17 protein-coding genes are annotated in these 20,203 nt (G+C 72.6%); 12 read left to right on the top strand and 5 right to left on the bottom strand.

Annotation, left to right across the window (positions count from 1 at the left end; translation table 11 throughout):
- The first annotated feature begins 2 nt into the window (after nt 1–2).
- The 6 genes from ligA (at nt 3) to gatB (ending at nt 8,576) form a co-directional block, all read left to right on the top strand.
- The gene (ligA, locus tag ADK52_RS19695) at nt 3–2,216 is read left to right on the top strand and encodes an NAD-dependent DNA ligase LigA (RefSeq protein ID WP_053691153.1); all 2,214 of its coding nucleotides are present in this window, start codon (nt 3–5) and stop codon (nt 2,214–2,216) included.
- 455 nt (nt 2,217–2,671) lie between these two features.
- On the top strand, nt 2,672–4,813 hold the full coding sequence (locus tag ADK52_RS19700) for a bifunctional diguanylate cyclase/phosphodiesterase (protein WP_324615926.1): 2,142 nt from the start codon (nt 2,672–2,674) through the stop codon (nt 4,811–4,813).
- 194 nt (nt 4,814–5,007) lie between these two features.
- Nucleotides 5,008–5,304, top strand: a complete 297-nt coding sequence (gatC, locus tag ADK52_RS19705; RefSeq protein WP_007266718.1) for an Asp-tRNA(Asn)/Glu-tRNA(Gln) amidotransferase subunit GatC — start codon at nt 5,008–5,010, stop codon at nt 5,302–5,304.
- A gap of 5 nt (nt 5,305–5,309) precedes the next feature.
- Nucleotides 5,310–6,806: an Asp-tRNA(Asn)/Glu-tRNA(Gln) amidotransferase subunit GatA gene (gene gatA / locus ADK52_RS19710; RefSeq protein ID WP_053691155.1), complete on the top strand. Its 1,497-nt coding sequence runs from the start codon at nt 5,310–5,312 to the stop codon at nt 6,804–6,806.
- A gap of 62 nt (nt 6,807–6,868) precedes the next feature.
- On the top strand, nt 6,869–7,048 hold the full coding sequence (locus ADK52_RS19715; RefSeq protein WP_229345000.1) for a hypothetical protein: 180 nt from the start codon (nt 6,869–6,871) through the stop codon (nt 7,046–7,048).
- 37 nt (nt 7,049–7,085) lie between these two features.
- Nucleotides 7,086–8,576: an Asp-tRNA(Asn)/Glu-tRNA(Gln) amidotransferase subunit GatB gene (gatB, locus tag ADK52_RS19720; protein ID WP_053691189.1), complete on the top strand. Its 1,491-nt coding sequence runs from the start codon at nt 7,086–7,088 to the stop codon at nt 8,574–8,576.
- A gap of 74 nt (nt 8,577–8,650) precedes the next feature.
- On the opposite strand, the gene ADK52_RS19725 is transcribed toward gatB, so the two are convergent.
- The 3 genes from ADK52_RS19725 to ADK52_RS19735 form a co-directional block, all read right to left on the bottom strand.
- Entirely contained in the window at nt 8,651–10,534 is a 1,884-nt protein-coding gene (locus tag ADK52_RS19725; RefSeq protein ID WP_053691156.1) for a protein kinase domain-containing protein, read from the bottom strand.
- 73 nt (nt 10,535–10,607) lie between these two features.
- Complete coding sequence (locus tag ADK52_RS19730) at nt 10,608–11,240, bottom strand: GNAT family N-acetyltransferase (RefSeq protein ID WP_078988461.1); 633 nt, start codon at nt 11,238–11,240, stop codon at nt 10,608–10,610.
- On the bottom strand, nt 11,237–13,333 hold the full coding sequence (locus tag ADK52_RS19735; RefSeq protein ID WP_234344035.1) for a penicillin acylase family protein: 2,097 nt from the start codon (nt 13,331–13,333) through the stop codon (nt 11,237–11,239). Before ADK52_RS19735 ends, ADK52_RS19730 begins: the two co-directional genes overlap by 4 nt.
- A 69-nt stretch (nt 13,334–13,402) precedes the next feature.
- Here ADK52_RS19735 and ADK52_RS19740 point away from each other — a divergent pair, with 69 nt between their 5' ends.
- On the top strand, nt 13,403–14,137 hold the full coding sequence (locus ADK52_RS19740; RefSeq protein WP_053691158.1) for a siderophore-interacting protein: 735 nt from the start codon (nt 13,403–13,405) through the stop codon (nt 14,135–14,137).
- A gap of 73 nt (nt 14,138–14,210) precedes the next feature.
- Here ADK52_RS19740 and ADK52_RS19745 read toward each other — a convergent pair whose 3' ends face one another.
- A complete protein-coding gene (locus ADK52_RS19745) occupies nt 14,211–14,711 on the bottom strand; it encodes a DinB family protein (protein ID WP_053691159.1) in 501 nt (166 codons plus the stop codon).
- 33 nt (nt 14,712–14,744) lie between these two features.
- Nucleotides 14,745–15,542 (bottom strand): GNAT family N-acetyltransferase, encoded by a 798-nt coding sequence (locus ADK52_RS19750; RefSeq protein ID WP_053691191.1) that lies wholly within the window; start codon nt 15,540–15,542, stop codon nt 14,745–14,747.
- Nucleotides 15,543–15,603: 61 nt separating this feature from the next.
- Between ADK52_RS19750 and ADK52_RS19755 the strand changes: the two genes are divergently transcribed.
- The 5 genes from ADK52_RS19755 (at nt 15,604) to ADK52_RS43025 (ending at nt 20,157) form a co-directional block, all read left to right on the top strand.
- Nucleotides 15,604–16,038, top strand: a complete 435-nt coding sequence (locus tag ADK52_RS19755) for a hypothetical protein (RefSeq protein WP_053691160.1) — start codon at nt 15,604–15,606, stop codon at nt 16,036–16,038.
- A gap of 205 nt (nt 16,039–16,243) precedes the next feature.
- The gene (locus ADK52_RS19760) at nt 16,244–18,493 is read left to right on the top strand and encodes an MMPL family transporter (protein ID WP_053691161.1); all 2,250 of its coding nucleotides are present in this window, start codon (nt 16,244–16,246) and stop codon (nt 18,491–18,493) included.
- 39 nt (nt 18,494–18,532) lie between these two features.
- Nucleotides 18,533–19,087 carry a GNAT family N-acetyltransferase gene (locus ADK52_RS19765; RefSeq protein WP_053691162.1) on the top strand — a complete coding sequence of 185 codons (555 nt, stop codon included), beginning with the start codon at nt 18,533–18,535 and terminating at the stop codon, nt 19,085–19,087.
- A 103-nt stretch (nt 19,088–19,190) separates the two neighbouring features.
- The gene (locus tag ADK52_RS19770) at nt 19,191–19,799 is read left to right on the top strand and encodes a hypothetical protein (RefSeq protein ID WP_053691163.1); all 609 of its coding nucleotides are present in this window, start codon (nt 19,191–19,193) and stop codon (nt 19,797–19,799) included.
- Nucleotides 19,800–19,989: 190 nt separating this feature from the next.
- A complete protein-coding gene (locus ADK52_RS43025; RefSeq protein ID WP_182508544.1) occupies nt 19,990–20,157 on the top strand; it encodes a hypothetical protein in 168 nt (55 codons plus the stop codon).
- Nucleotides 20,158–20,203: the final 46 nt, after the last annotated feature.

The following is a 20,203-nucleotide window of genomic DNA, read 5'->3' on the forward strand; positions in this document are numbered from 1 at the left end:
GCATGGCAGCCGAACAGAAGCAGGCCGGCGACGGCACGGTCGCACCGGCGGCGGTGCGCGAGCAGCACGCGCTGCTGGCCGAGCAGGTCGAGGAGCACCGCTTCCGGTACTACGTGAACGACCAGCCGGTCGTCAGTGACGCCGAGTTCGACAAGCTGCTGCGCTCGCTGGAGGCGCTGGAGGACCAGTACCCGGAGCTGCGCACCCCCGATTCGCCCACCCAGAAGGTGGCCGGGGCGTACCAGACGGACTTCGCGTCCGTCGAGCACCGGGAGCGCATGCTCTCCCTCGACAACGCCTTCGACGACGAGGAGTTGGCGGCCTGGGCCGAGCGGGTGGCCCGGGACGTCAACACCCCCGATTTCCACTACCTGTGCGAGCTCAAGGTGGACGGCCTCGCCGTCAACCTCACGTACGAGAAGGGCCGCCTGACCCGGGCCGCCACCCGCGGCGACGGCCGCACCGGCGAGGACATCACGCCCAACGTCCGCACCATCGCGGAGATCCCGGACCGCCTCAAGGGCGACCGGATCCCCGAGCTGGTCGAGATCCGCGGCGAGGTCTTCTTCCCGATGGAGAAGTTCGAAGAGCTCAACGCGCGGCTCGTCGCGGCCGGCGACAAGCCCTTCGCCAACCCGCGCAACGCGGCCGCCGGTTCACTGCGCCAGAAGGACCCGAAGGTCACCGCCACCCGCCCGCTGCACATGGTGGTGCACGGCATCGGCGCGCGCGCCGGCTTCGAGATCGACAAGCTCAGCCACGCGTACGAGCTGCTCGGCGAGTGGGGCCTGCCCACGGCCCGGCACAACAAGGCGGTGTCCTCGCTCGCGGAGGTCCGCGAGTTCATCGCCCACTTCGGCGAGAACCGGCACTCCGTGGAGCACGAGATCGACGGCGTCGTCGTCAAGCTCGACGAGATCCCGCTCCAGGGCCGCCTCGGCTCCACGGCCCGCGCCCCGCGCTGGGCGATCGCGTGGAAGTACGCCCCCGAAGAGGTCAACACCAAGCTGGTCGACATCAAGGTCGGCGTCGGCCGCACCGGCCGGGTGACCCCGTACGCGCAGGTGGAGCCGGTGACGGTGGCGGGCTCGGAGGTCGAGTTCGCGACCCTGCACAACCAGGACGTCGTCAAGGCCAAGGGCGTGCTCATCGGGGACACCGTGGTGCTGCGCAAGGCAGGCGACGTCATCCCCGAGATCCTCGGCCCGGTGGTGGACCTGCGCGACGGCAGCGAGCGGGAGTTCGTCATGCCCGCCGAATGCCCCGAGTGCGGGACGGCGCTGCGGCCGATGAAGGAGGGTGACATCGACCTCCGCTGCCCCAACGGGCAGACGTGCCCCGCCCAGTTGCGCGAGCGGCTGTTCTACCTGGCCGGCCGCCAGTGCCTGGACATCGAGAACTTCGGCGCGGTGGCCGCGGCCGCGCTCACCAACCCGCTGGAGCCGGCCGAGCCGCCGATGCTCGACGAGGGCGACCTGTTCGGCCTCACCATCGAGCAGCTGCTGCCCATCAAGGCGTACGTCCTGGACGCCGACAGCGGGCTGCCCAAGCGCGATCCGAAGACCGGCGAGGAGAAGATCGTCACGGTCTTCGCCAACCAGAAGGGCGAGCCGAAGAAGAACGCCCTGTCCATGCTGGAGAACATCGCGGCCGCCAAGGACCGCCCGCTGGCCCGCTTCATCAACGGCCTCTCCATCCGGCACGTGGGACCCGTCGCGGCGGAGACCCTGGCCCGTGAGTTCCGGTCGGTCGAGCGGATCGAGCAGGCGACCGAGGAGGAGCTCGCCGCCACCGAGGGAGTCGGACCGATCATCGCGGCGGCGGTCAAGGAGTGGTTCGCCGTCGACTGGCACCAGGAGATCCTGCGCAAGTGGCGGGAGGCCGGGGTACGGATGGAGGAGGAGGGTTCCGGCGAGGAGGAGGGGCCGCGTCCGCTGGAGGGCCTGACCGTCGTCGTCACCGGCACTTTGCAGAGCCACACGCGGGACGGCGCGAAGGAAGCCCTGCAAAGCCGTGGCGCCAAGGTGACCGGATCCGTCTCGAAGAAGACCTCCTTCGTCGTGGTCGGCGAGAACCCGGGCTCCAAGTACGACAAGGCGATGCAGCTGAAACTGGCCGTCCTCGACGACGCGGGCTTCGCGGTGCTGCTCGAACAGGGTCCGGACGCGGCGCGCGAGGCGGCGCTCCCGGTGGACGGCGGCGCCGAAGCGCAGTAACACCCCCCCGGCCGACACGCAGGTCTCGCACCAGGGGAGTAGCGAAGGCGAACGGATGCGTGGCGTGCGGCCGTACGGGCGGGCGCACGCCAGGCGCAACCCCCGGTGGTAAAAGGCCGGTACAGGGCTGTTCGCGGGGCGGTGACCTGTCGGATCATCGGATGGGTGACCCGGAAGTCCTGGTCCAAACTCACCCGTTCGGCGGATACCGTACTGATGAGGATGGCTGGGTCGCATTCGGGCAACCGCCGCCGACCGCTGCCCCTGGGGGCCTCTCGCGTCCTACTGTTGAGGGGGGCGCCTGTCGTGCACGGCTGCGTGATGCGCTTCCAGCCGTGATGGCATGACATCGGGGCCATCGCGTGGCATCGGCATTGCCGGCTGTGAGAGGGACGGGCATGAAACCCACCGAAAGCGCCGACCCGTCACCTGATGTCGGCGGGGAGATCCCGTCCATGCGGACGGGCCGGCTCGGTGTCCTGGGTGCCAGGACACCGGACACCCATCCGCTCGACGGCGGCGCGGGATCGGGCAGAGCGGCGCAGCGCACCGTGCTGCCGTTCATCGTCGTGGGCCTGTCCGCCGTCGTCCTCGCGATCGGCATCGTCTCCGCGCTGAGCGAGCGTCATGCCCTCTTCCCGGGCGGCCCGGTCGGCTGGGCGCTCGCCCTGCTGACCGGCATCATCGTCGGCCACCTCGTCGCGCTGGGCCGCGACCGCTGGTGGGGCGGCACCGGTTCGGGCGCGGCGCTGACCCTCGGCGTGCTCGTCCTCTACGGCTGGGTGCCCGCGGGACTGGTCTCGCTCGCGGTGGTCTCCCTGGTCGGGGCCGCGCGCCGGCACCGCTGGCGGCAGGGTCTGCTGCACGGCGCCACCGACATCCTCGGCATCGGCGCGGGGGCGCTCGTACTCGCCGCGTTCGGCGAGGCGCCGACCGTCGAGACCCCGTGGCGGCCGACCGCCTGGGGGCTGGAGGCGGTCCCCGAGATCGTCCTGGTGGCCCTCGCCTACCTGCTGGTCGCCAAGGCGCTGCTGTGGCTCGCGCAGACCCCGCGCGGCGGCGCCCTGCCCACCGTCGCCCGCACGGCCCTGCTCCGCCAGGCGTTAGTGGCGGTCGCCCTGCTCGGCATCGCCCCGCTGATCTGCGTCGTCGCCGTGACGCAGCCGGTGCTGCTGCCGCTGTTCGCCGTACCCCTGATCGCCCTGGACTCCACCCTGTGGATCGCCCGGGCACGCGCCGAGGAACAGCTGCGCGATCCGCTGACGGGGCTGCCGAACCGGCAGTGGCTGCTGGAGCGGGCCTGGTCCGCCCTGGACGAGGCTGAACGTTTGGGCACCCGGTCGGCTCTTGTGCTGATCGACCTGGACCGGTTCCGCGCGGTCAACGACACGCTGGGCCACCTCGCCGGTGACCGGCTGCTGCTCCAGATCGCCGACCGGCTCCGCCAGGCCCTGCCCGAGGACGCCGAGGCCGCGCGCCTCGGCGGCGACGAGTTCGCCGTGCTCCTGCCCGTCGCCGACTCCACCACCAGCGCCCAGCGGGTCGCCCGCCACCTCGTCGCCGAGCTCAGCTCCCCCCTCGACCTGGACGGCCTGACCCTCGTCCTGGAGGCCAGCGCCGGCCTCGCCGTCTTCCCCGACCACGCGCTGGACGCGGAGGGACTGCTGCGCCGCGCCGACGTCGCGATGTACCAGGCGAAGCGGGACCGCACCGGCGTGGAGGTGTACGAGTCCAAGCGCGACAGCAACACGCCCGACCGGCTCGGCCTCCTCGGCGATCTGCGCCGCGCCCTGGACGCCGGCGAAGTGGAACTCCACTACCAGCCCAAGGTCCGCTTCGACGGCCAGGTCGCCGGGCTCGAAGCCCTGGTGCGCTGGGTGCATCCGGAGCGCGGCCGCGTATCGCCGGACGAGTTCATCGCGATCGCCGAGACCTCGGGGCTGATGCCCCACCTCACCGAGTACGTGCTGGAGACCGCCCTCGCCCAGGTGGCGCGCTGGCGGGCGCAGGGCCTCAAGGTCCCGGTCGCCGTCAACGTCTCGCCGCGCGACGTCCACACCCCCGGCTTCGCGGGCGCGGTCGCGGCCCGGCTGGCCCGGCACGGGGTCCCGGCCAGCGGGCTCCAGCTGGAGATAACGGAACACGTGCTGCTGGAGGACCCGCAGCGGGCCGCCGACACCATGGCGGGCCTGACCGGCCACGGCGTGAAGATGTCGCTCGACGACTTCGGCACGGGCTACTCCTCCCTGGTGCACCTACGGCGTCTGCCGGTCAGCGAGCTGAAGATCGACCGCTCGTTCGTGGCGCGGCTCGCGGTGGACGCGCAGGACGCGGAGATCGTCCGCTGCACCGTCGACCTGGCGCACTCGCTGGGGCTGCTCGTCGTCGCCGAGGGCGTCGAGGACGACGAGACCTGGGAGCGCCTGCGCGACCTGGGCTGCGACGCCGTCCAGGGCTGGCTGGTCGCGGCCGCCATGCCCCCGCAGGAGGCCACGGCCTGGCTCCTGGCCCGCGGCGAACGCGGCTGGCGCCGTCCGGCGGACATCACGGCGGAGCTGTCGGCCTCCCCGGCCCCGGCGGAAACCCCGGCCCAGTAAGCCGGGCCGGCGGCCGCGGGAGCAGCCGTACGGGCACCCGCGGGCGCCCGTACGAGCACCCGTGGGAGTGCTCCGCCCCGTGGCCCCGCCGGGCCCGGGGCGGCCCTGGTGGGAAACGGTTTCGGTGGTCCGGGGCCCCGCCCCATAGGATTGGGCACGAAACTACACACTCACCACCCCCAGAGGATCGCTGCATGCCTGGCATCACGCGCGAGGAGGTTGCCCACCTCGCTCGGCTGGCACGTCTGGAGCTCAAGAGCGAAGAGCTGGACCACTTCGCCGGACAGCTCGACGACATCATCGGCGCGGTCGCCCGCGTTTCCGAGGTCGCCGACCAAGACGTCCCGCCGACCTCCCACCCGCTGCCGCTGACGAACGTCATGCGCGCGGACGAGGTCCGACCGTCGCTCACCCCCGAGCAGGCGCTTTCCGGCGCTCCCGCCCAGGAGCAGCAGCGTTTCAAGGTGCCGCAGATCCTGGGGGAGGACTAACAACCATGACTGACCAGATCATCAAGCTCACGGCCGCCGAGACCGCCGAGAAGATCGCCTCCGGCGAGCTCACGGCCGTCGAGGTCACCGAGGCCCACCTGGCCCGCATCGACGCGACCGACGAGAAGGTCCACGCCTTCCTGCACGTCGACCGCGAGGGCGCCCTCGCCCAGGCGCGCGCCGTCGACGCGAAGCGCGAGCGCGGCGAGAAGCTCGGCCCGCTGGCCGGCGTCCCGCTCGCCCTCAAGGACATCTTCACCACCGTCGGGGTCCCGACCACCGTCGGTTCGAAGATCCTCGAAGGCTGGATCCCGCCGTACGACGCCACCCTGACGCGCAAGCTCAAGGAAGCCGACGTCGTCATCCTCGGCAAGACCAACATGGACGAGTTCGCCATGGGGTCCTCCACCGAGAACAGCGCGTACGGGCCCACCGGCAACCCGTGGGACCTCACCCGCATCCCCGGCGGCTCCGGCGGCGGCTCCGCGGCCGCGCTGGCCGCCTTCCAGGCCCCGCTCGCCATCGGCACGGACACCGGCGGTTCCATCCGCCAGCCCGCCTCCGTCACGGGCACGGTCGGTGTGAAGCCCACGTACGGCGGCGTCTCCCGCTACGGCATGGTCGCCTTCTCCTCCTCCCTCGACCAGGGCGGGCCCTGCGCCCGTACGGTCCTGGACGCGGCGCTCCTCCACGAGGTCATCGCCGGCCACGACCCGATGGACTCCACCTCCATCGACGCCCCGGTCCCGCCGGTCGTCGAGGCGGCCCGCAACGGCTCCGTCGCCGGCATGCGCGTCGGCGTCGTCAAGCAGTTCGCCGGCGAGGGCTACCAGGCCGGCGTCGTCCAGCGCTTCAACGAGTCCGTCGAGCTCCTCAAGGAGCTGGGCGCCGAGATCGTCGAGCTGGACTGCCCCTCCTTCGACCTCGCGATGGCCGCGTACTACCTGATCGCGCCGTCCGAGTGCTCCTCGAACCTGGCCCGCTTCGACGCCATGCGCTACGGCCTGCGCGTCGGCGACGACGGCACCAAGTCCGCCGAGGACGTCACCGCGCTCACCCGCGAAGCCGGCTTCGGCGACGAGGTCAAGCGCCGCATCATCCTGGGTACGTACGCGCTGAGCTCCGGCTACTACGACGCGTACTACGGCTCCGCCCAGAAGGTCCGCACGCTCATCACCCGGGACTTCGAGAAGTCCTTCGAGCAGGTCGACGTCATCGTCTCCCCGACGACCCCGACCACCGCCTTCGCCATCGGTGAGCGCACCGACGACCCGCTGGCGATGTACCTCGCGGACCTGTGCACCATCCCGACCAACCTGGCCGGCAACTCCGCCATGTCGCTCCCCTGCGGCCTGGCACCGGAGGACGGCCTGCCGGTCGGGCTGCAGATCATCGCCCCGGCGATGAAGGACGACCGGCTGTACAAGGTCGGCGCCGCCGTGGAGGCGGCCTTCGTCGCACGCTGGGGTCACCCGCTGCTTGAGGAGGCACCGTCCCTGTGAGCACCAGTGCACTGTCCAAGGCCAAGGGCTTCAAGAAGTCCAAGACCGGTACGTACCTGTCGATGGGCACCACCGCCTTCGGCGCTCTCGGCGTGATCAAGCAGGTCAAGAAGGCCCGCACCGAGCACGACACGCTCAAGCTCGTCGACGCCGTCGTGTCCGCCGCCGCCATCGTCACCGGCCTCGCGATCCTGTACCGCGAGCTGAAGCGCCTGGGCGACGACGACGTCCTGCTGGGCTGAGAGGGAAAGTTTCACCGTGACCACCTTCACCGAACTGATGTCGTACGAGGACGCTCTCGCCTCGTTCGACCCCGTCATGGGCCTTGAGGTCCATGTCGAGCTCGGCACCAAGACCAAGATGTTCTGCGGCTGCTCGACCGAGCTGGGTGCCGAGCCCAACTCGCAGACCTGCCCCACCTGCCTCGGTCTGCCCGGCTCGCTGCCCGTCGTCAACGCGATCGGCGTCGAGTCGGCCATCAAGATCGGCCTCGCGCTGAACTGCGAGATCGCCGAGTGGTGCCGCTTCGCCCGGAAGAACTACTTCTATCCGGACATGCCGAAGAACTTCCAGACCTCCCAGTACGACGAGCCGATCGCCTTCAACGGCTACCTCGACGTACAGCTGGAGGACGGCGAGATCTTCCGCGTGGAGATCGAGCGCGCCCACATGGAGGAGGACACCGGCAAGTCGCTGCACGTCGGCGGCGCCACCGGCCGTATCCACGGCGCGTCCCACTCCCTGCTGGACTACAACCGCGCCGGCATCCCGCTCATCGAGATCGTCACCAAGCCGATCGAGGGCGCGGGCGAGCGGGCCCCCGAGGTCGCCAAGGCGTACGTCGCCGAGCTGCGCGAGGTCATCAAGGCGCTCGGCGTCTCCGAGGCCCGCATGGACAAGGGCCAGATGCGCTGCGACGTGAACCTGTCGCTGCGCCCGACCCCCGAGTCCGAGTTCGGCACCCGCAGCGAGACGAAGAACGTCAACTCGCTGCGCTCCGTCGAGCGCGCGGCCCGCTTCGAGATCCAGCGCCACGCGGCGGTGCTCTCGTCCGGCGGCACGATCGTGCAGGAGACCCGGCACTTCCACGAGGAGGACGGCTCCACCACGGCCGGCCGCATCAAGGACAACGCCGAGGACTACCGGTACTTCCCGGAGCCCGACCTGGTCCCCGTCGCCCCGGCCCGCGACTGGGTCGAGGAGCTGCGCGGCGGTCTGCCCGAGATGCCGCGCGTGCGCCGCAACCGCCTCCGCGAGGAGTGGGGCGTGAACGAGCACGACATGCAGTCGATCCTCAACGCGGGCGCGGTGGACTCCATCGTCGCCACGATCGAGGCGGGTGCCGACTCGACCGCCGCGCGCAAGTGGTGGATGGGCGAGCTGGCCCGCAACGCCAACGAGCAGGGCGTCGTCGTCGACGAGCTGCCGATCACCCCGGCGCAGGTCGCCCGCGTCGCGGCCCTGGTCGCGGCCGGCGAGCTGAACGACAAGCTGGCCCGCCAGGTCCTGGAGGGCGTCCTCGCCGGCGAGGGCACCCCGGACGAGGTCGTCGAGAAGCGCGGCCTGAAGGTCGTCTCGGACGAGGGCGCGCTCGGCGCGGCCGTGGACGAGGCCATCGCGGGCAACGCGGCCATCGCGGACAAGATCCGCGGCGGCAAGATCGCGGCCGTCGGCGCCCTGGTCGGCGCGGTCATGAAGACCACCCGCGGCCAGGCCGACGCGGCCCGCGTCAAGGAGCTCATCCTGGAGCGCCTGGGCGTCTCGGAGTAGTCGACGCGGTCGCTCCCGTACGACCGTGACGGCCCCGCACCGGAGTTCACCTCCGGTGCGGGGCCGTCCGCCGTTCAGCGGGTCAGCTGCGGTGCCGCGATGACGACGGTGCCGTTGTCGCAGCCCATGTCCACCTTGACGCGCAGCCGCAGCGCGCCGGTCACGTCCACCGACTGGGTGGCCGGCTTGCCGAGTTCGACCAGCTCGGAGAAGGCCGCGGGCTTCCCGTCGAGCGAGATGCTGACCCGCCCCTTCTCGTGCGTGGAGCCGTCGTCGATCCCGGCGGTGAACTCCAGGTGCTTCCACTCGCGGTTGAGGTCGAACTCCGTGATCGCCTCGTCGTTGCAGTCGGGCCGGGCGATGAAGGCCGCCCCGTACTGCTTGGTGTTGATCTTCGCGGCCCCGACGGTGAAGTTGCCCAGCCCCGCGATGGGCGTCAGCAGGGTCAGGTCGGCGGCCTTGATGTCCGGCGCCACGCCGCCCGGCTGGGTACCGCTGGCGGTGGGGTCGGGCGTCGCCACGGCGTCCGGACTCTCGCTCTCGCTCGCGCTCGGTGAGGGGGACGGCGTCGGGGACTCCTCCTCCGCTCCGGCCGGATCGGAAGCGGAACTGCCGCCCTTGCCGTTCGAGGCCTGGTCGCCGGCCTTGTCCTTGTCCAGCAGCCGTACGCCGAGCACGGCGAGCGCGGCGATGACCAGGACGGCGGCCACCGAGCCCAGGACCAGTCCCGCCCGCCGCTTCTTCGATGCGGCGGGCCCCGGGGGCGGGGACTCGTGCAGCGGGTACGTCGGCCCGTACCCGGCGGGCACGTGTTCCGGCTGGGGCAGCGACCGCGGTTGCTGCTCGGTCTGCGGCCGGAAGTCCCGGGCTTCCTGGGCTTCCTGGGCTTCCTGGGCCGGCGGGGGCGGGGAGTGGACGGGGACCGGCGTGTGGACCGGTGTGTGGACCGGCGTGTGGACCGGTGTGTGGACGGGCGGCGGGCTCGCGGGCTGCGGAGGCACCACCGGCTTCGCCGGGACCGGGGCCGGGACCGCGTCCTGCACCGCCCGCTGCGAGGTCGAGGCGGTCGTGGACACGACCGCGTGCCGTACGTCCTTCATCCAGCCGGCCAGGCTGACGGGCCGCTGCGTCGGATCGCCCGCGTAGACGGCGGTGATCCGGGCGCGGCGCTCGGCGTCCAGGACCGCGATCTGCGGCAGCGCCGCCATCGCCCGGGCCAGCTGCTCCGGAGAGTTGGGCGGGGACTCGCCGCTCAGCAGGAAGTACGCGATCGCTCCGAAGGCGTAGCGGTCCGCCGCCGGGGTGCGCTTGCCGTCGAAGACCTCGGGAGCCGCGTACCCCGGGGTGAACCACACCTCCGCCGTCTGGTGGTCGGCGGTCAGCTTGCTCAGCCCGAAGTCCACCAGCGTGGCCTGGCCGTGCCCGTCGACCATCACATTGCCGGGGGAGAGGTCACCGTGGATCACCTGGCGCCCGGACGGCGTGGCCTTCCCCGAGTGCAGCCAGTCCAGTACGTCGGCGAGCTGCTCCAGCGTCCGCATCACCTCGCGCCGCTCGGCGGCGGTGGCGAGGTTCCGCTCGGCGCGCCAGTCGCGCAGGTCGAGCCCGTCGACGTGGTTCATCACGAGGACGAGGGCACGCCCGGTCAGGGTCCCGGACTCTCCCGACCGGTGGATCGGCGGCCCCTCGAAGTGCTCCCGGACGCCGACGACGCCCGGGCGGTGCACGAAGCGCAGGAGCTCGGCCTGCTCGTTCCACTTGCGGCTGATCCGGTCGAACTCGTCGGGCGTGATGGTCGTCTTGGAGTCGAGCACCTTGACGACCACCGGTTCGCTGCCGCCCGCGAGTTCGATCTCCGCGAGATAGAGCACGGCCTCCCCGCCGCGCCCGATCGACCGGAGCAGCCGGTACCGGTCTGCTGCCGCATCCGGCCCGATGTGCAGATTCTGGCTGGTCAATTTCCCCCCAGCGCCGATGCTTTGAGTGGGCATCAGTCTGGCGTGGCCGGAATCACACGGTCAATCGGAACGGTCAGTTTGCCTCGGGGTGGAAGAAGACGAGGCGGGCCCGCTTCGCCGGCAGGTACACCTCGGGCAGGTCGATCTCCGGGAGCTCGACCTCGGGGCCGAGCTCGAAGCCGCTCCGCACCAGGCGGGCGATGGCCTTCTCGTTGCGGGCGTCGGGCTCCGCGACGATCCGCCGGGTGGTTCCGTTCGAGAGGACGTAGGAGAGGAAGGCCCCGATCAGGCCCGCGCTGAAGCCGCGTTCGGACGTACCCCGCGCCGGGCCGATCATCAGGTGCACGCCGGTGTCGCCGGGAAGGACCTCGTAGCACTCGCCGACCCGGTCCTCCGCGCAGTCGTACGTCTGGAACAGCGCGACGGGCTCGCCGTCGCGGCGCGCCAGGAACGCGTGGTGGGTCGTGCGGCGGTCGACGTCCTCGTAGATCTCCCGGACGAGCTCGCGGCTGGCCTCGCGCATGCCCCAGAAGCGGGCCCGCTCCTCGGTGACCCAGGAGTGGATCAGCGCGGCGTCGGCGGCCGGGTCGACGGGGGTGAGGGTGACCGTGCCGAGGCCCTCGACGCGCTGGGAGTACACGGGCTGCCGGGGGCCGGGGCCGGGGCCCGGGCCGGGGGTGGAGGCGGACGCGCTGCTGCTGGTCATACGGATTCCTTGGTGAGACGGGTCCAGTCGGTGACGACGGGGACGAGTTCGCACCGGGCCCAGTACGGGAGCTGGTCGCGGTGGTGGGGTGACCCGGTGACGCCGTCCGCGCCGAGCGGGACCGCCCAGAGGCTGTCCTCGCGGCGGGCCAGGTCCCACACGTAGCGGGCCGCCGAGGCGCGGGCGGTGAGATCGGTGAAACCGGGCACGGTGGAGGTGGCGTTCACGCAGTCGTGGTCGCCGCCGAGGCCGGGCCACTGCGCGTCCGGGTCGGGGAGCGCCGACCACGGCGCGAGGCGGTGCACCTGCGACCACGCGGTGTCGGGGGCGTCCGCCGCGGCGGTCTCCTCCAGGGCGGCGCGTACGTGGGCCGCCCGGTCCAGGGCGGGCAGGAGGGCGGTGGTCAGCAGCCCCTCCAGGGCGTAGCCGACGCGGGGGACCAGGTACAGCCAGGGGTGGAACACCTCGGGGCCGGTCGGCGCCCCCGCCAGAGCGGCGAGGGCGGGATCGGCGGCGAAGCGGCGTACGGTCGCGCTCCGCAGCGCCGAGAAGAGGGTGGCGTCGGCGCTCTCGGCGGCCATGTGCCGGTCCCAGGCGAGCAGTCGGGCGCGCAGCGCCTGCGCGGCGGGGGACAGGCCGTCGAGCCCGGGCAGCAGGGCCAGCAGCGGCGCTGCCGAGGCCAGGTGGGTGTCCCCGTGTACGTCGGCCATCGCCTTCGGGGACCAGTCCGCCGAGCCGGAGAGCAGCTCGCGGATGCGGTTGGCGCGGTGCGGGGGCGCGAACTCCACGCCGAGCGGCGAGGCGATGCCGCGCGCGTTGGCCATGACGGCGAAGCCCTGCACGGGCTCGGCGGGGGTCTCGGCCCAGCCCTGCCAGGCGTACCGCGGGTCCCAGGCCGGCACCGGGCGCAGCCGGTTGGCCGGGTCGCGCAGCGGGACGGCGCCGGCGACGCGGTGCAGCAGGCCGCCCTCGGAGTCGGCGGCGTGGACGACGTTGACGGGCTCGGCCCAGCCGTCGAGGGCGCGGTCGACGTCGGCGACCGTACGGGCGCGCAGCAGGGCGGGGAGGACGGCGAAGCCGAGGTCGCGGCGGACGCGGGGCGGGTAGCGGAGCGAGAGGGTCTGCTCCTCGCCCTCCTCCCGGTCCGCCGTTCCGCCACCGGTGATCACGGGGCCGCGGGCGGTCTCCAGGACCTCGACCTCGACCGGGTCGGCTCCGGCGACGGCGATCGTCTCGGTGTGCCGGTGGACGGGCTCCCAGGAGCCGTCGGGGCCGAGTGCCTCGATGCCGTCGCCGTCGGCGGTGGGGCGCAGCTTCTCGACGTAGAGGTCCTGGTAGTCGGCCATGGCGTTGGTGATCGCCCAGGCGGCGCTGCCGGTGTGTCCGAAGTGGCCGAGACCGGGGATGCCCGGGACGGCCAGGCCGAGGACGTCGTACTCGGGGCAGGAGAGCCGTATCTGCTGGTACACGCCCGGGTCCTCGATGAACCGGTGCGGGTCGCCCGCGATGAGCGCCGAGCCGGTGGCGGTCCGCTCGCCCGGGACCAGCCAGCCGTTGCTGCCGGCGGCGCCGGGGCCGTCGGTGGCGAAGAGGGTGACGGCCTCCTCGCCGAGGGCGCGGGCCACGCGCTCGCGCCACAGCTTGGTGGCGAACCCGGCGAAGAGGATGTGGGTGGCGATCCAGATGCCGAGCGGGACCCAGGGCTCCCAGGGGGTGGGGGTGTGGCCGGTGCGCGCGAACCGCTCGTCGCGCGCGGCGCCTTGGGCCAGCCCGTCGTTGACGCCGTCCACGTAGGACCCGACCCAGGCCGCGGTGTCGGGGTCGAGGGCCTGGTGGCAGCGGCGGGCGGTGTCGGCGAGGAGGGACCGGCGGGCGAAGCTGTCCCAGGCGACGGAGTCCGCTCCGAGGAAGGCGGCGCTGGAGCCCTGGGCGCGGTGGCGCTCGACCTCCAGCTGCCAGGCGCGGTCGAGGGCGGTGGCGTAGCCCTGGGCGTAGGCGAGGCGTTCGGCGTCGGGGGCGCGGAGATGGGGGACGCCCCAGTCGTCCCGGTAGAGCTCGAACGCGTCGGCGCCGGCGTTGTTCAGAAGGCTCACACTCTTCCCCCAATACATTAGGTTAGGCTGCCCTAACTATAGGGGTTCGAGGGGGAGGGGTGGTCGCACATGGCAGGCGTCGGCAAGGGATGGGAAGGCGTGGTCCTGCGGCTTCTGCGCGGCAAGGACTTCACGTTCACGGTCACGGGCGCGGAGGAGGTCACGGAGCACTACCGCCGCGTGTACGTCACGGACGGCGGGCTGCTCGCGGCGGCGGGTGAATCGCTCCATCCGACGATGTGGGTGCGGCTGTGGTTCGACAACGCGGGCAAGCCGCACACGCGGGCGTACACGCTCGTCGACCCGGATCCGCGGGCGGGAACGTTCGCCCTGGAGTTCGCCCTCCACGACGGCCCCGCGAGCGCCTGGGCCCGCGCCGCGAAGGCCGGCGACACCATCGAGGCCACGGTCCAGGGGACCGGCTTCACCGCTCCGGCGCCGGAGCCGGAGCGGCTGCTGGTGATCGGCGACCCGGCCTCGGTCCCGGCGATCAACTCCCTGCTGGATGCCTACCCGCGGACCCCGGCGACGATCTGGCTGGAGACGCAGCACGCCTCGGACGCCGACCTCCCGGTACGGCTGGACCCGTCCCGGCACGAGATCCGGCGGGTCGAACGCACGGGCTCGGCGCTGGTGGAGCAGGTCAAGGCGGAGCTCCCGGAGCTCGTCGCGGACCCGGAGTCGGCGTACGTCTGGCTGGCCTGCGACACGGCGACGACGCGCACGCTGACGGCGTACCTGCGCAAGGACCTGGCCCTGCCGAAGCAGCGGGTGAACGGCCTGGGCTACTGGCGGGCGGCCTGACGGGTCCCGGACGGGCCGCCGGGGAGGCCGCGGGACGGGCTGCCGGGCGGATCGGGCGGCCGCCGCGGGCCCGTCAGGCTCCGGTGGCGCCGTCGATGGCCTGGCGGAGGAAGTCGGCGTGGCCGTTGTGGCGCGCGTACTCGTGGATCAGGTGGAGCATGACGAGGCGCAGCGAGGCCTCCTCCTCCCAGCTGGCCACGTACGCCGTCACGTCGAGGGACTCGGCGTCCGCCTCGATGCGGCGCGCGTGCGCGACCTCCTCCTCCCAGGCGGTGAACGCCTCCTCGCGCGTGGCGCCGGAGGCCTCGTAGGCGGCCTGGAAGTCGTGTGTGTCCGACCAGAGGTGGGGGAGCTCCTCGCCGTTCAGGGTGCGGCGGAACCAGTGCCGCTCGACCTCGCCCATGTGCCGGACCAGGCCCAGCAGGGACAGGGTGGACGGCGGCATCGAGGGCCGCCGCAGTTCCTCGTCGGTGAGCCCCTCGCACTTCCAGGCGAGCGTGGCCCGGTGATAGTCGAGGAATGTGCGCAGCGTCTCCCGCTCGTCCCCGGTCAGGGGCGGCCCGATTCGTTCCATCCCGCGATCTTGCCCCGGAACCTCCCGCCCCCGCTACGGCTTTGCGGTCCGGATGTACGGGACCGTCGTGCCCAGGGTCGCGAAGCCCAGGCGGTCGAGGATCGGGCGGCTGTCGGGGGAGGCGTCGACCTGGAGGTAGCGGATGCCGCGGGCCGCCGCGATGCGGGCGCGGTGGGCGACCAGGAGGCGGTAGATGCCGCGGCCCCGCCACTGCGGCAGGGTGCCGCCGCCCCAGAGGCCGGCGAACGAGGAACCGGGTCGCATCTCCATGCGGGCCGCGCTCACCGGGGTGTCCCCGGCCATCGCCACGACCGCCGCGAGGGTTTCCGGCTCGTCCCTCAGCAGGGCGAGCAGCAGGTGCCGGATCGCGGGGCGCTCCACTCCGAAGGCCTTCGCGTGGACGTCCATCATCAGGTCGACGCCCGCCTCGTCCGTCACCGCCCGCAGGGTGATCCCGTCCGGCGGTTCCACCGGCAGCGCGGCGAGCTCGTCCACCCGTCCCACCATCAGGGTCTCGGCCGGCTCGGGTACGAAGCCCGCCGCGCGCAGCCGGTCCCCGAGATCCGCCGGCCGGTCGTGGCCGTACAGCTTCCACTCGAACTCGCCGGCCCCCTGCCCCGCGAAGTACGCCACCTGCGCGGCGACCTCCGCGTCCGCCGTCTCCTCGTCGAGGTCCGACCAGAGCACCCCGTTCCACCCGGGAGCGGCCGCGGTCTGCCGTACGACCGCCCCCGCCCGCTCCACCCGGGCGCCCGCGGTGTCCGGCAGCGCGTCGCGGCGCATCTCCCGGTCGTACGCGGCCCGTACGTTCGCCAGTTCGTCCGCATCCATCGTCATCGGCCCAGCTCATCAGCCGCTCGCACGGCCGCACAACTGCATTAGCCTCACGCCCGTGAACGACGACTCCACCTCCACCGCCGCCACCGCCTCCACCGGCTCCGTCTACACAGGCAAGGCCACCCCGGACGCCGCCACCGACCGCGGCTGGCTGCTCGGCCACTTCAAGGACCCCGCCGATCCGCGCCACAGCAAGGACGTGGAGATCAAGTGGGGAGTCCACCCGAAGGGCGACGAGCGGGCCCAGTGGGTGCGGGGCGAGGAGCGCACCGCGCTCCAGGTGCTGATCAGCGGCCGCTTCCGGCTGGAGTTCCCCGGCCGGACCGTCGTCCTCGCCGAGCAGGGCGACTACGTCGTCTGGGGTCGCGGCGTCGACCACTCCTGGTACGCCGAGGAGGACGCGGTGGTGCTCACCGTCAGGTGGCCCTCCCTCCCGGGCTACCGGGCCGACGAGCCGGACGGCCCGTCGAACGGCCCCTCGGGCGGATGACCTTGGTCCCGTACCGCCCCGTGCCCCTGTGACGATGCACACGAAAGGGGCCAACGATCACGAAACGCTGGGATCGTGTCGGTGTAGACCATCTTGGCCGATCCCTGGGCGATCCCCCGGGCCGTCGGCCGGGCCTTCACGAGTTCTAGCGTTCTTTGCGTCGGGCAGCCCCGGTAAAGATCCGAACCACCAGGGAGCACGTCCGTTGGCAGCGATCGCACGCTGGTGCCTGCGCCACCGCCTGGTGGCCGTCCTCCTCTGGCTGCTCGCCCTGGGCGCCGCGGCCGTGGCCGCGGGGGCCGCCGGATCGGCGTTCTCCAACGACTACGAGGTCCCCGGCACCGAGTCCAGCCGGGCCAACGCCCTCCTGCGCGCGGGCTTCCACGGCCAGGGCGGTGACACCGACACCGTCGTGTGGCGGGCCCCGGAGCATCAGAGCGTCCGTACTCCCGCCGTCGAGCAGCGCATGGCCAGGGCCCTCGACACCATCGCCGCTCTCCCCGGCGTCGGTTCGGTCGCCGGCCCGTACGGCGCCGGCCCCGAGAGCGCCGCGCAGATCAGCCCCGACGGGCGGACGGCCTACGCCGTGGTGACGTTCGACCGGCAGGCCGACTCCGTACCCAAGGCGCAGGCCAAGGCCGTCGTCGACGCGGCGAAGAACCCCACCACCGAGACGGACGGACTCCAGGTCGAGCTCGGCGGCCGGGCCGTCGCCCTGACCGAGGCGCCCACCGCCCACCTCGCCGAGGTCATCGGCGTGGCCGTCGCGGCCCTCGTGCTCTTCCTCGCCTTCGGCTCGCTCGCCGCGAGCCTGCTGCCCATCGCGACCGCCCTCGTCAGCGTGGGCACCGCGTATTTCGGCATCACCCTGCTCGGGCACGCCATGCCCGTCGCCGACTTCGCCCCGATGCTCGGCACCCTCGTCGGGCTCGGCGTGGGCATCGACTACGCGCTGTTCATCGTGACCCGGCACCGCAAGGGCCTGATGCGCGGCCTGCCGGTCGAGGAGGCCGCCGAACGGGCCGTCGCCACCACCGGCCGGGCCGTCGTCTTCGCCGGGGCCACCGTCTGCATCGCCCTGCTCGGCATGCTGGTGCTGCGGCTGAACTTCCTGAACGGCGTCGCGATCGCCGCCTCCCTCACGGTCGTGCTGACCGTCGCCGCCTCGGTCACCCTGCTCCCCGCCCTCCTCTCGTACATCGGCATGCGCGCCCTCTCGCGCCGCGAGCGCCGCAGGCTCGCCGCCGAGGGCCCGCGGCCCGAGACGCCGACCGGCTTCGCCGCCCGCTGGTCGGCCTTCGTGGAGTGGCACCCCAAGCTGCTCGGCATCGTCGCCACGCTGGTCATGGCGGGTCTGGCACTGCCCGCCCTCTCGCTCCACCTGGGCACCTCCGACCAGGGCAACAACCCGGCGGGCTCCACCACCCGGCAGGCCTACGACCTGCTCGCCGACGGGTTCGGGCCCGGAGTGAACGGCCCGCTCACCGTCGTCTCCCGCCTGGACGGGGCCGGGGACCGGCTCGCCGTCGACCGGCTGGCCGAGTCGCTCCGCAGGACCGACGGCGTCACCGCCACCGGCCCGGCCGTCTTCAACCGCAGCGGGGACACCGCCGTCCTGACCGTCATACCGGACTCCGCCCCGCAGTCCCGGGCCACGAGCGAGCTGGTCACGACGCTGCGCGAGAGCGTCATCCCGGCCGCCGGGCAGGGCAACTCCATGACCGTCCACGTCGGCGGCGTGACCGCGGGCTACGACGACTTCGCCGACGTCATCGTCGGGAAACTGCCGCTGTTCGTCGGGGTGGTGGTCGCCCTCGGCTGCGTCCTCCTGCTGCTGGCCTTCCGCTCCCTCGGCATCCCGCTCAAGGCGGCCGCCATGAACGTCGCCGCCGTCGCCTCCTCCTTCGGCGTCGTCGTCGCGATCTTCCAGTGGGGCTGGGGCAGTGAGCTGCTGGGCCTGGGCAGCGCCGGGCCGATCGAGCCCTTCCTGCCGGTCATCATGGTGTCGGTCCTCTTCGGGCTGTCCATGGACTACCAGGTGTTCCTGGTCAGCCGGATGTACGAGGAGTGGCTGGAGACCGGCGACAACCGGCGGGCCGTCCGGGTCGGCCTCGCCGAGACCAGCCGGGTGATCAACTCGGCGGCGGTGATCATGATCGCCGTCTTCCTGGCCTTCGTGCTCAGCGGCGACCGCATCATCGCGATGTTCGGCATCGCGCTCGCCGCGGCCGTCGCGCTCGACGCCTTCGTGCTGCGCACCCTCCTCGTCCCGGCGCTGATGCATCTGCTCGGCGGCGCCAACTGGTGGCTCCCCGCCTGGCTGGACCGCCGGCTGCCCAAGATCAGCATCGAGCCCCCGGAATGCCGTTCGCATGCGACACTGCCCGCGCAGCGGCCCGCCGCGGATCCCGCCACGAGCGAGGACGGCGCCGAGCCCGCCCCGGCATCCCGGTGATCCGGCAACCCGCCGCAAGAGACCCAAGGAAGAACCCGCATGTTCTCGATAGACCTCGCCGATGACGCCCAGCTGTTCCCGCTGGAGGTCTGGCACGCCGAGGAGTTCCTGGCGCACATGGACCGCGGCCGCGAGTTCATCGGCGAGCACATCGTCCTGGCCGACATCGTCACCGACGTCGACTCGGCGCGCGGGTTCCTCTCCTCGTACGCACAGAAGACGGCCGCCGACGGCGGGCGTCTCTACGGCATCCGGGTCGGCGGCACCCTCGTCGGCGGGGTCCTCTTCCGGATCTTCGAGGCCGATGCGGGCAACTGCGAGGTCGGCTGCTGGCTGGAGCCCGCAGCGGCCGGCCGGGGCCTGGTGACCAAGGCCTGCCGCATCCTGATCGACTGGGCCTTCCGGGAGCGCGGAATGCACCGCGCCGAGTGGCACGCGTCCGCCGCCAACCGGAAGAGCCTCGCCGTCGCGGAGCGCCTCGGGATGCGCCGCGAGGCCGTCCTGCGCGAGAACTACCCCCACCGCGGCGTCCGCCAGGACACCGAGATCTGGGCGGTCCTCGCGCACGAGTGGCCGCCGGCCCCCAGCGCCTGACAGCACCCGCCGCGGCCCCGGTCCGGGGCCTGCGGCCGGCCCCGTCCGAAGGCGCCGGGGCCTTCTCAGAAACCTCTCAGACAAGCCGCCTACGGTGCCCCGCATGGACACCACGAAGACCGCCGACCCGACCGCTCCCGAGACGGACACCGCCGAGCCCCAGGCCACCGAGGCCGCCGAGGCCAAGGCCACCGAGGCCAAGGCCGACCTCAAGGACGCCCCCGCCGCGGAGACCGCCGGGGCCGACGAGGCCGGCCTCTCCGACGAGGACCTCGAGGACGAGCTCCACGACGAGCTCGACGAGACGGAGCCGCGGTCCGAGGGCGTCGGCGCCGCCGCCTCCGCCGTGGTCGCGGCCGGACTCGGGCTCGTCGCCCTCAGCGGAAGCTGGGTCTCGCGCGTCATAGCCGAGCGCCAGACCCTCGTGGGCCAGATCGAGTCGGTCAACGCCGCCACCACCGAGGCGAAGATCGAGGCCCTGTACGGCGACGCCTGGCACATGACCGCCCTCGTCAACGGCGTCCTGTCCACCCTCGCCCTGCTGCTCGCCGTCTTCGTGCTGGCCCGCCCCGCCTTCGGCGCCCCCGGCCGCACCCTCCCCACCTGGGTCCGCGCCGTCTCCTGGGCCGCCGTCGCCCTCGGCGCCCTGGGCGTACTGCTCTTCGGCCTCATGTACTTCGACATCCTGGCTCCCCTCCCGAAGGCCGCCTAGGACCCCCCGTCCGGCCGCCTAGGACCCCCTCCTAGGCACTCCCGGTCCGACCCGGGGTCCTTCGGCCGCGGCCTAAGGACCCCTGTCCCGTACGGATGCGGCAAGCGCCCGATGTGCCGGCACCCCCTGGGACGCGAATCTTGGATCACACCGAACGAGGTGCCGAGAAACGCGAACCGAGGAGTACGAGATGTTCGAGTACGAGATCGCCACCGCCCGCCGCGCCGACCTCATCCGCCAGGCCGACCGGTACCGCGTGGTCCAGGAGGCCAGGAAGGCGCGCCGCGCCTCCTCGCGCAGCCAGGAGCCCGAACGGCCGGTGAGAGGCCAGCGGAGCCGCTTCACACGCGCCGCGTGACCCGCGCCGCGGACCGCGTGGACTGACGCGTGATGAGAAGCGCACC

This window comes from Streptomyces sp. WM6372 (assembly GCF_001279655.1).
GTDB lineage: Bacteria > Actinomycetota > Actinomycetes > Streptomycetales > Streptomycetaceae > Streptomyces.